The 9473-nt window shown below is 68.6% G+C and carries 11 protein-coding genes; 4 read left to right on the forward strand and 7 right to left on the reverse strand.

Annotation, left to right across the window (positions count from 1 at the left end):
• Window positions 1–66: 66 nt before the first annotated feature.
• The 3 genes from FHW84_RS11965 to FHW84_RS11975 form a co-directional block, all read right to left on the reverse strand.
• Window positions 67–228 (reverse strand): 30S ribosomal protein THX, encoded by a 162-nt coding sequence (locus FHW84_RS11965; RefSeq protein ID WP_090450405.1) that lies wholly within the window; start codon window positions 226–228, stop codon window positions 67–69.
• Window positions 229–323: 95 nt separating this feature from the next.
• Window positions 324–1301 carry a cation diffusion facilitator family transporter gene (locus FHW84_RS11970; RefSeq protein WP_167255738.1) on the reverse strand — a complete coding sequence of 326 codons (978 nt, stop codon included), beginning with the start codon at window positions 1299–1301 and terminating at the stop codon, window positions 324–326.
• 49 nt (window positions 1302–1350) lie between these two features.
• Window positions 1351–1773 (reverse strand): MerC domain-containing protein, encoded by a 423-nt coding sequence (locus FHW84_RS11975; RefSeq protein WP_167255740.1) that lies wholly within the window; start codon window positions 1771–1773, stop codon window positions 1351–1353.
• A 107-nt stretch (window positions 1774–1880) separates the two neighbouring features.
• Between FHW84_RS11975 and FHW84_RS11980 the strand changes: the two genes are divergently transcribed.
• Window positions 1881–3881 carry a TonB-dependent receptor gene (locus FHW84_RS11980; protein ID WP_167255742.1) on the forward strand — a complete coding sequence of 667 codons (2001 nt, stop codon included), beginning with the start codon at window positions 1881–1883 and terminating at the stop codon, window positions 3879–3881.
• Between the two features lie 119 nt (window positions 3882–4000).
• Here the strand turns inward: FHW84_RS11980 and FHW84_RS11985 are convergent, their stop codons facing one another.
• The 3 genes from FHW84_RS11985 to gltX are packed head-to-tail and all read right to left on the reverse strand — an operon-like array spanning window position 4001 to window position 6237.
• A complete protein-coding gene (locus FHW84_RS11985) occupies window positions 4001–4483 on the reverse strand; it encodes a transcriptional repressor (protein ID WP_167255744.1) in 483 nt (160 codons plus the stop codon).
• A 59-nt stretch (window positions 4484–4542) separates the two neighbouring features.
• Complete coding sequence (locus FHW84_RS11990; protein WP_167255746.1) at window positions 4543–4821, reverse strand: hypothetical protein; 279 nt, start codon at window positions 4819–4821, stop codon at window positions 4543–4545.
• A 15-nt stretch (window positions 4822–4836) separates the two neighbouring features.
• The gene (gltX, locus tag FHW84_RS11995) at window positions 4837–6237 is read right to left on the reverse strand and encodes a glutamate--tRNA ligase (RefSeq protein ID WP_167255748.1); all 1401 of its coding nucleotides are present in this window, start codon (window positions 6235–6237) and stop codon (window positions 4837–4839) included.
• Between the two features lie 29 nt (window positions 6238–6266).
• Between gltX and FHW84_RS12000 the strand changes: the two genes are divergently transcribed.
• Window positions 6267–7037, forward strand: a complete 771-nt coding sequence (locus FHW84_RS12000; RefSeq protein WP_167255750.1) for a transporter — start codon at window positions 6267–6269, stop codon at window positions 7035–7037.
• Between the two features lie 128 nt (window positions 7038–7165).
• Here the strand turns inward: FHW84_RS12000 and FHW84_RS12005 are convergent, their stop codons facing one another.
• Window positions 7166–7600, reverse strand: coding sequence for a DUF4399 domain-containing protein (locus FHW84_RS12005; RefSeq protein WP_167255752.1), 435 nt, complete (start codon window positions 7598–7600; stop codon window positions 7166–7168).
• 169 nt (window positions 7601–7769) lie between these two features.
• On the opposite strand from FHW84_RS12005, the gene FHW84_RS12010 reads away from it, so the two are divergent.
• Both FHW84_RS12010 and FHW84_RS12015 read left to right on the forward strand, forming a co-directional pair.
• Complete coding sequence (locus tag FHW84_RS12010) at window positions 7770–8930, forward strand: glycosyltransferase family 1 protein (protein WP_167255754.1); 1161 nt, start codon at window positions 7770–7772, stop codon at window positions 8928–8930.
• Complete coding sequence (locus FHW84_RS12015) at window positions 8899–9471, forward strand: phosphatase PAP2 family protein (RefSeq protein WP_167255756.1); 573 nt, start codon at window positions 8899–8901, stop codon at window positions 9469–9471. Before FHW84_RS12010 ends, FHW84_RS12015 begins: the two co-directional genes overlap by 32 nt.
• Window positions 9472–9473: the final 2 nt, after the last annotated feature.

A 9473-nucleotide genomic window follows, 5' to 3' on the forward strand; every position in this document is an offset into this window, starting at 1 on the left:
GAAAAAGCCCCGCCGTAGCGGGGCTTTTCGAGCGGAACCCGTCTCTGCCCGAGACAGGCCGGCGCTTCAGGCCGACTTCTTCTTCGGCGCGGCCTTCTTGGCGGCGGCCGGCTTGGTCACGGTCTCCTTGGCGCCCACCACGGCAGGCTGCGCGCCGTGCACGCGGGTGTTGCCGTAGCTGCCACGGTAGGTCTTGCCGCGACGGGTCTTGCGATCGCCCTTGCCCATGGGGAACTCCTTGGTTAGACGTAAGTTGAACGGCCGATCATCCTAGCAGTGGCCGCCCAAAGCGCAATAGGCGCCCGCAGCGCGGCCAAGCAGGTTCAATCGCGGCGCTGGCCGGCGCAGCCGCGGGTGTGATCCGGGCACGGGCCGGGGTCGATCTGCACCGTCACATGCCGTATGCCGAAGCGCTCGCCGAGCACGCGGTTGATCGCCGCGATCGCGGTGGCGCCGTTGCCCTCGTCATGCAGTTGCGCATGCACGGTGGCCATGCGCGAACCCGAAGCGAGCTGCCACACGTGCAGATGGTGCACATTGCTGATGGAGACATCCGATTCGCGCAAAGCGATTTCGATCTCGCCCGTATCCAGCCCTTCCGGCACGCCTTCCAGCAGGATGTGCGCGGAGCGGCGCAGCAGGCGCCAGGCGCTGTTGAGGATCAGCAGCGACACCAGCAGCGACAGCACCGGGTCGGCCCACAGCCAGTCCATCCAGCGCACCGCCAAGGCGGCGAGCACCGCGGCCACCGAACCGAGCAAGTCGCCCAGCACGTGCAGCGCCGCGCCGGCCACGTTCACGTCGTCATGGTCATGGCCATGCAGGGTGCGCAGCACCACCAGGTTCACCACCAGGCCCACCAGCGCCACGATGAACATCACGCCGGAAAGAATCGGCGTCGGCGTGAACAGGCGCTCGATCGCCTCGTAAGCGATAAAGGCCACCAGCGCGAACTGCGTCAGCGCATTGAGGAAACCCGCCAGCACTTCCACGCGGCCGTAGCCGTAGCTGCGCCGCGCATCCGCGGGGCGGCGCGCCATCCACGCGCCGAGCACCGCCAGCAGCAGCGCGAGCGCATCCACCAGCATATGGCCGGCGTCGGCCAGCAGGGCCAGCGAGCCTGACCACAGTCCGCCGACCGCCTCGGCGATCATCATCAAGGCGGTGAGCACGAAGGCGAAGGCGAGCTTGCGCTCGCGGCCGTTCAAGCCGGCGCCTTCGTGCGCATGATCGTGGCCGTGCGCGCCGTGCTCGTGCGCGTGATCGGCATGATCGTGGGAATGGCCGTGCGTATGACTCATGCGCGAATGCTAGGAAGCGCGCTCGCCGTTACACAATCACGAGGCCGCATCAGTGCGCGCAATCCACGCTGTGCACGTGCCCCTGCTCGCGGTCCGCGCGCAGGTTGATGAAATGCGCGGCCGCCACCAGCAGGCCGCCGCAGGTGACCAGCACGCTGTGCACGCCGATCGAATAACCCTCCGCCACGGTGACGCCGAGCACCAGCAAGGCGAGTCCCGGCAATGCCAGGCGCAAGGGCAGCACGCGATGGTGGCGGCGATAGCCGCTGAGCAGGCTGACCAGCGCCAGCACGCAGGCGAACAGCACGAAGGCGCGCTCGAAACGGTGATCGGCGAGGAAGCCCAGGCCGAGCAGCGGCAGCAGCGCCAGCACGAACGGCAGCGCGGCGCAGTGGATCGCGCACAGGAACGACGCCGTCGCACCGATGCGATCGGCGATGCGCCACCAGCGGGTTTTGCTCTCCTGGTCCATCGGTCGACTCGTAAAAAAATGCGCCAAACGTGACTTCTTGCCTGGGCGACGGGAAGTGATGTTACTTTATAACACTCATGGAATCCACTCCCCAGGAACAACCCAGCATGCGCAAGACCATGATCGCCATCGCCCTCGCCGCCAGCCTGGCCGCCATCGCCCCGCCGCTGCAGGCGGCCGACGAAACCACGGATATCGCGGCGGACAAGGACAACCACAAGCCCAAGGCCAAGGATCTCGATGCGATCACCGTCAACGCCGTGCCCCTGGGCCAGCAGGCCGACCAGATCGTGGCCCCCGTGGCCGTGCTGGCCGGCTCGGCGCTGGACGAAGTGAAGGCCGGCACGCTGGGCGAGACAGTCTCCGCCATCCCCGGCGTGCAGACCACCGGCCTGGGCAAGGCGGTGGGCCGGCCGGTGATCCGCGGCATGGACGGCCCGCGCGTGGCGGTGCTGGAGAACGGCCTGGGCTCGCAGGACGTGTCCAATATCAGCCAGGACCACGCCACCTCGGTCGAGCCCTTCCTGGCCGACCAGATCGAAGTGCTGAAAGGCCCGTCCACCCTGCTCTACGGCTCCGGCGCCATCGGCGGCGTGGTCAACGTGGTCGACGGCCGCATTCCGATGGCCGCGCCGCAGAACGGCTTCAGCGGCCGCGCCGAAGGCCGCTACGACACCGGCACCCAAGGCAAGACCGGCGTGTTCCGCGCCGACGCCGGCAACCAGCAGTTCGCCCTGCACGTGGACGGCATGCGCCGCGACGATGGCAACTACGACATCCCCGGCGGCACCCAGGCCAACAGCCAGGTGAAGACCACCTCCGGCGCGGCCGGCGCCTCGCTGCTGGGCGACTGGGGCTACTTCGGCCTCTCCGTATCGCGCTACCTGGACAAGTACGGCAGCCCCGCCGAGCCGGGCAACGCGGAAGAAGGCGAGCCGCCCGTGCACATCAAGCTGGAACAGACCCGCTACGACATGAAGGGCGGCTTCAACCAGCCGCTGCCCGGCATCGCCAAGGCGGAAGTCAGCTTCGGCCACAACGACTACCAGCACGTGGAATACGAAGGCGAGGCCGCCGGTACCACGTTCAAGACCAAGGCCAACGAAGGCCGCCTGCTGTTCACCCACGACCCGCTGGCCGGCTGGGAAGGCGCCTTCGGCCTGCAGTACATCCATCGCGACTTCTCCGCCGTCGGCGAGGAGACCTTCGTGCCGCCCACCTCGACCAAAGCCTGGGGTTTGTTCCTCACCGAGCAGCGCCAGTTCGGTCCGCTGAAGCTGGAACTGGGCGCGCGCACCGACCGCCACACCGTCACGCCGGACGACCAGCCGCGCCGCAAGTTCTCTCCGTCCAGCTTCTCCGCCGGCGCGTCGTGGCGGTTCACCGAACGGTGGCACCTCAGCCTCAACCTCGATCGCGCCCAGCGCGCGCCGGCCGAGGAGGAACTGTTCGCGCACGGCCCGCATGCCGCCTCCAACAGCTACGAAATCGGCGACGCCAACCTGAAGAAGGAAACCGCCAACCAGGCCGAGCTCGCGCTGCACTATCACGGCGATTTCGTCGAAGGCAAAGTCGCCGTCTACAGCAACCGCTACCACGACTTCATTTACCTGGCCGACACCGGCGAAGTCGAAGACGGCATGCCGGTGCGCACCTGGTCGCAGCGCGACGCGAAGTTCCGCGGCGCCGAAGCCGAAGCCACCTTCCATCTGGCCCGCAACGCCAGCGGCGCCTGGGATTTCCGCGCCTACGGCGACACCGTGCGCGCGGACCTGGAACACGGCGGCGGCAATCTGCCGCGCATCCCCGCCGGGCGTCTCGGCGGCCAGCTGAGCTGGAGCCGCGACGACCTGCGCGCCAGCGTCGGCGCCGTGCGCTACTTCGCGCAGAACCGCACCGCCGCCTTCGAAACGCGCACCGCCGGCTACACCCTGGTGAATGCACATGCCGCGTGGACCTTCCACAACGGCGAGCGCAGCCAGTGGGAAGCCTTCCTCGACGGCAGCAATCTCACCAACCGCAAGGGCCGCCTGGCCACGTCGCTGTTCAAGGACCAGGTCCTGCTGCCGGGACGCAGCGTGTCGATGGGTCTGCGCGCGTTCTTCTGAGCACCACCGCGTTCTCGGCCGCGCCAGCCCCTCTCCCCCCTCGATGGCGCGGCCGAAACCAAGGGGCGCGATGTGCAATACATCGCGCCCCGCCTTTTATCCGAGACAGAAAGCGGGCCTCAGCCCTTGCGGCAGTTCTTGCAGATGCCGTGCACTTCCAGCGTCTGCGCCTGCGGACGGAAGCCGAACGCCTTGGCCTGCGCCTCGATCAGTTCGGCCACGCGCTCGTCGCACACTTCCTGCGCGCTGGAACACACGTCGCAGATCAGGAACGGCACCTGGTGCGCCTCTGCCGGATGGTGGCAGGACACGAACGCGTTGATCGATTCCAGCTTGTGGATGAAGCCGTGCTCGAGCAGGAAATCGAGCGCGCGGTACACCGTGGGCGGCGCTGCATTGCCATGGCGCTCGCGCAGGTGGTCGAGCAGGTCGTAGGCCTTCACCGGCTTGCCGGCGGCGGCCACCAGCTCCAGCACTTCCTTGCGCAGCGGGGTCAGGCGCAGCCCGCGTTCCTCGCTCGCGTTTTCCACCGCGCGCACGAAGCCCTTGGCATCGTCGTGATGGTGGTGATCGTGCGGCTTGTCGGTAGCGGAATGGCTCATGGGTTCACCTCGGGGCGCGATGATACACCGGCCCGGGTAAGAGCCCGGCAAGAGCCCGTTCAGGGCCGCCGGCGCGGCAGCGGCGGCGGCAACGGCCGCCTGGGCCGCAGCAGGATCGCCACCCAGCCCAGCGGCCCCAGCACCGCCGCCCACACCACGCCTTCCCAGGTACGCCCGCGCCACCAGCCCAGCAACGCGCCGACCGCCACGAACACCAGCGACCACCAGAACAGCGCCGCCCACGGCACCATCGCCATGAGGTTCCAGAAGATGTGCCAGCTCGCGTCCGGCGCATCCATGTCCACGCCCCGGGTGGCCCTGGCGAGCAGCTCGTCCACGGCGGCGCGCGCGCCTTAGCCGCGCGCCCGCGCGATGGCGTCGTCGATGCGCTTGAGCGCTTCCTCGCGGCCGGCCAGGAACACCGTGTGATCGATCGACGGCGACACCTGGGTGCCGGTCATCGCCACGCGCAGCGGCTGGGCGATCTTGCCCATGCCCAGCTCCAGTTTCGCGGCGATCTGCTCCACCGCCTGGTGGATCGCCTCCGGCGTCCATTCGCAGGCGGCGAACAGCGCCCTGGCCTGCTCCAGCACCGCCATGGCGCTGTCGTTGCGCAGGTGCTTGGCCACCGCCTTGTCGTCCCATTCGACGATCGGGCCGTACCAGATCTTCGCGCGCTCGGCCATTTCCTTCAGCGTCTGCACGCGGTCGCGCAGCGCCACGATCACGTCGGCCGGCGCCGGGCCCTTGCTGTAGTCGATGCCGGCCAGCTGCAGCTGGTGTTCGAATTCCGGCGCGATCGCCTGCGGCTCGTCGGTCTTCAGGTAATGCTGGTTGAGCCAGGAAAGCTTGGTGACGTCGAAGCGCGAAGCGGCCTTGTTGACGTCGCCGATATCGAACAGCGCGACCATCTCCTGCGCGGAGAAGATCTCCTGGTCGCCATGCGACCAGCCCAGGCGCACCAGGTAGTTGAGCAGCGCGTGCGGCAGGAAGCCGTCGTCGCGGTACTGCATGACGCTCACCGCGCCGTGGCGCTTGCTCAGCTTCTGGCCGTCGGGGCCGAGGATCATCGGCAAGTGCGCGAACTCCGGCACCGGCTTGTCCAGCGCCTTGTAGATGTTGATCTGGCGCGGCGTGTTGTTGACGTGGTCGTCGCCGCGGATCACCTCGGTGATGCCCATGTCGATGTCGTCCACCACCACGGCGAAGTTGTAGGTCGGCCAGCCGTCGGAGCGGAAGATCACCAGGTCGTCCAGCTCGGCATTGGCCCACTCCACGCGGCCCTTCACCTTGTCGTCGAACACCACCGAGCCTTCCAGCGGGTTCTTGAAGCGGATCACCCGGTTGGGATCGTCGCGCAGCGGCTCGTTGCGGTCGCGGTAATAGCCGTTGTAGCGCGGCTTCTCGCCGCGGGCCATGGCGGCCTCGCGCATCGCCTCGATCTCTTCCTTGCTCTCGTAAGCGTAGTACGCCTTGCCGGCCTTGAGCAGCTCGTCGGCCACCTGCTTGTAGCGCTCCAGGCGATGGGTCTGGTAGACCGGGCCTTCGTCGTGGACCAGGCCCAGCCAGCTCATGCCGTCAAGGATGGCCTGCACCGCCTCCTGCGTGGAGCGTTCGCGGTCGGTATCCTCGATGCGCAGCACGAACTGGCCGCCGCGGCGGCGCGCTTCCAGCCAGCAATACAGCGCGGTGCGGGCGCCGCCGATATGCAGGAAGCCGGTGGGACTGGGGGCGAAGCGGGTGCGGACGGTCATTGGATCTTCTTGGGGTATGGAGCGAAACGATGGATTTTAGCCGATTCGGCCGGTGGCACCGCGCCCTGCTGGCGGCCCTTCTGGCCAGCGGCGCCGCCGCGGCGCTGGCTGACGACGCCCCCGGCTTCGACCGCCCCGGCTGGGGCTTCGCCACCAATCCGCTGCACGCCGGCCAGTTCGCCTACGAACAAGGCCTGCCCGACTGGAGCCGCCAGCGCGACGCCGGCGCCCGCAGCGACCTGTCCATGTACGACAGCCTGCTGCGCCTGGGCCTGGGCGGCGGTACCGAACTGCAGCTCGGCGGCACGCCGTACAACCGCCTGCGCCAGACCGGGCAGCCCACCGTGCACGGCCGCGGCGATACCACCCTCGGGCTGAAGTGGGTGCCGGTGGTCGGCGACGTGTGGTCGTGGGGCCTGCTCGGCACCGCGGAATTCACCGACGGCGCGCGCGCCTTCCGCAACGACCATCCCGCCTACACCTTGGGCTTCGACGCCACCCAGCAGACCGGCGGCAAAGTGGCCTTCGGCTATTACGCGCAATGGCAGCGCAGCGGCGGCAAGGACAGCGTCCAGTTCGCGCCGAGCATCGGCTACCAGTTCAATCCGCAGTTCGGCGCGTATCTCGAAGCCATGGCCCAGCACGACGGCACCCAGGGCTTCGGCAGCGAAGCCGGCACCGGCCTGGCCTGGCAGCCGCTGGCCAATCTGCAGTTCGACAGCTGGGTGCGCCACCGCCTGGGCGGGCATGCGCCGAGCTGGGAGGCCGGGCTCGGCGTGGCGATGTTTTTCGGGCGCTGACTCCGAACCTGTGGCGTAGGTTGGGGTGAGCCGAAGGCGAACCCCAACGTTGCAGCACACGCATCGCACGAATGTTGGGGTTCGCCTTCGGCTCACCCCAACCTACGCCGGAGGTGTCAGCCGTTGCCTTACTTCACATGCACGGTGATCTTCTTCGAGACCACCGCCGGATCGAACGGAATGTGGTTCTCGTCCGCCAGCTCCAGCTGCAGCGTGTGCGTGCCGGGCTTGAGCTTCACCGTGGCCTCGGTCTGGCCGTTGCCGAAGTGCAGGTGGTTCTCGTCCTTCGGAATCACCTGGCCGGCGGCCGGCAGGTCCTTCACGTCGACCAGCAGGTGGTGATGGCCGGTGCCGTCCTTCTTCACCCCGGCCGGGGCCACGCCCATGCCCTTGAGGCCGAACGTGACGGTGAATTCCTGGCCCACGGTGGCGCCGTCCTTCGGGCTGATGATGTAGACCTCGGCGCCGGCGGGGGACTTGGTCACCGGCAGGCCGGGAGCGTCGGCGGCGATCGCGGCGGCGGCCGTCGAGGCCAGGGCCAGAGCGAACAGGATGCGCTTCATCGTGGGATCTCCTTGGCATGAAGGGGGACGGCCAGTGTAAGCGCATCGTCATGCGGAAAGCGCCCTAAGAACTCTCAACTGGGAGCAGTCGTAACGCGGGCGTCATGAACGCGCCACGCCCCCGCAACGCCCCAGGACGAATCTATGCCGGGCCAGCACAGGTATCGCCATGCGCATCGGCATTGTCACTGAGACGTATCCGCCGGAAATCAACGGGGTCGCACTTACCGTGCACAGCCTCGCCGCCGGCCTCGCCGCTCGCGGCCACACCGTCGAGCTGACCCGGCCGCGCCAGGCCGAACCGTTCCACGACGAGCCGGGCATCTTCCCCGTCGAAATGCGCGGCGCCGCACTGCCGCGCTATCCGGGCCTGCGCTTCGGCCTGCCGGCCGGCCGCAACCTGCGCGAACGCTGGACGCGGCTGCGCCCCGACGCCATCTACGTCGCCACCGAGGGCCCGCTGGGCTGGTCGGCGGTGCGCGCGGCCAAGGCGCTGGGCATTCCCGCGGCCACCGGCTTCCACACCCGTTTCGATACCTACGCCAACCACTACGGCGTGGGCTTCCTTACCCCGGTCGTGCGCGGCTACCTGCGCCGCTTCCACTGCCGCGCCGCCGCCACCCTGGTGCCGACCGACGCGCTGGCGCGCGAACTGGCGGACCTGGGCGTCGACACGGTGCGCCTGCTGCGCCGCGCCGTGGACACCCAGCTGTTCCATCCCAGCCACCGCGATCTCGAACTGCGCGCCTCCTGGGGCGTCGACGGCAATACGCCGGTGGTGCTCTACGTCGGACGCATCGCCGCGGAAAAGAACCTGGACCTGGCCGTGCGCACCTTCCGCGCGATCCAGCGCGACGTACCCAAGGCCCGCTACGTGTGGGTGGGCGACGGCCCCTCGCGCGCGGCGCTGCAGGCGGCCAATCCCGACTTCATCTTCGCCGGCGTGCAACGCGGCGAAGCATTGTCGCGCCACTACGCCAGCGCCGACGTATTCCCCTTCCCCAGCCTCAGCGAAACCTTCGGCAACGTGATCCTCGAAGCGCTCGCCGCCGGCCTGCCGGTGGTGGCCTACGAGGAAGGCGCCGCGCGCGAGCATCTGTCCTCCGGCATCAACGGCTTCCGCATCGAGGCCGGCAACGAGCGCGCCTTTATCGACGCTGCCTGCACGCTCACCGCCAACGCCAGCCTGATCCGCCACATGGGCCGCGCGGCGCAGGCCAGCATCGCCAACCTCTCGCCGGATGCGGTGATCCGCGAATTCGAATCCCTGTTGCGTGAACTGGCCAAGGAGCATCGCGATGAACACTCTGCCGCCGCTGCACACGCCTGAGCTTTCCGCCGGACCACGTTTTGCCATCGACCGGCGCATCTGCGTCGCCGCCAACCACTGGGGCGCGCGCCGCGCCGTCGGCGTGTTCTTCGGCCTCGTCAGCCGCCTGGGCGACGGGGTGTTCTGGTATTCGCTGATGCTGGCCCTGGCCCTGTTCGACGGCCGCCGCGGCCTGGCCGCCGCCGCACAGATGGCCATCACCGGCCTGACCGCCCTGCTGCTGTACCGCCTGCTCAAGCGCTGGACCCGCCGCCCGCGCCCGTTCCGCGCCTGCCCCGGCGTGATCGCGCACGTGCCACCGCTGGACGAATTCAGCTTTCCCTCCGGCCATACCCTGCAGGCGGTGAGCTTCACCATCGTGGCGCTGGCCTGGTATCCCCTGCTGGCCCCGCTGCTGCTCACCTTCACAGCGCTGGTCGGCGCCTCGCGGGTGATCCTGGGCCTGCATTATCCGAGCGACGTGATCGCCGCTACCGCGATCGGCGGTGCGCTGGGTTCGCTGTCGCTGTGGGTGCTGCCGCTGATGCATTGGATGCATTGAGC

Origin of the sequence: Dyella sp. SG562 (assembly GCF_011759495.1) — a bacterium.
Lineage (GTDB): Bacteria > Pseudomonadota > Gammaproteobacteria > Xanthomonadales > Rhodanobacteraceae > Dyella_D > Dyella_D marensis.

Bases quoted from the DNA above. Each gene is read 5' to 3' on its own strand.
- FHW84_RS11965 (WP_090450405.1), bottom strand. From the start codon at position 228: ATGGGCAAGGGCGATCGCAAGACCCGTCGCGGCAAGACCTACCGTGGC.
- FHW84_RS11970 (WP_167255738.1), bottom strand. From the start codon at position 1,301: ATGAGTCATACGCACGGCCATTCCCACGATCATGCCGATCACGCGCAC.
- FHW84_RS11975 (WP_167255740.1), bottom strand. From the start codon at position 1,773: ATGGACCAGGAGAGCAAAACCCGCTGGTGGCGCATCGCCGATCGCATC.
- FHW84_RS11980 (WP_167255742.1), top strand. From the start codon at position 1,881: ATGCGCAAGACCATGATCGCCATCGCCCTCGCCGCCAGCCTGGCCGCC.
- FHW84_RS11985 (WP_167255744.1), bottom strand. From the start codon at position 4,483: ATGAGCCATTCCGCTACCGACAAGCCGCACGATCACCACCATCACGAC.
- gltX (WP_167255748.1), bottom strand. From the start codon at position 6,237: ATGACCGTCCGCACCCGCTTCGCCCCCAGTCCCACCGGCTTCCTGCAT.
- FHW84_RS12000 (WP_167255750.1), top strand. From the start codon at position 6,267: ATGGATTTTAGCCGATTCGGCCGGTGGCACCGCGCCCTGCTGGCGGCC.
- FHW84_RS12005 (WP_167255752.1), bottom strand. From the start codon at position 7,600: ATGAAGCGCATCCTGTTCGCTCTGGCCCTGGCCTCGACGGCCGCCGCC.
- FHW84_RS12010 (WP_167255754.1), top strand. From the start codon at position 7,770: ATGCGCATCGGCATTGTCACTGAGACGTATCCGCCGGAAATCAACGGG.
- FHW84_RS12015 (WP_167255756.1), top strand. From the start codon at position 8,899: ATGAACACTCTGCCGCCGCTGCACACGCCTGAGCTTTCCGCCGGACCA.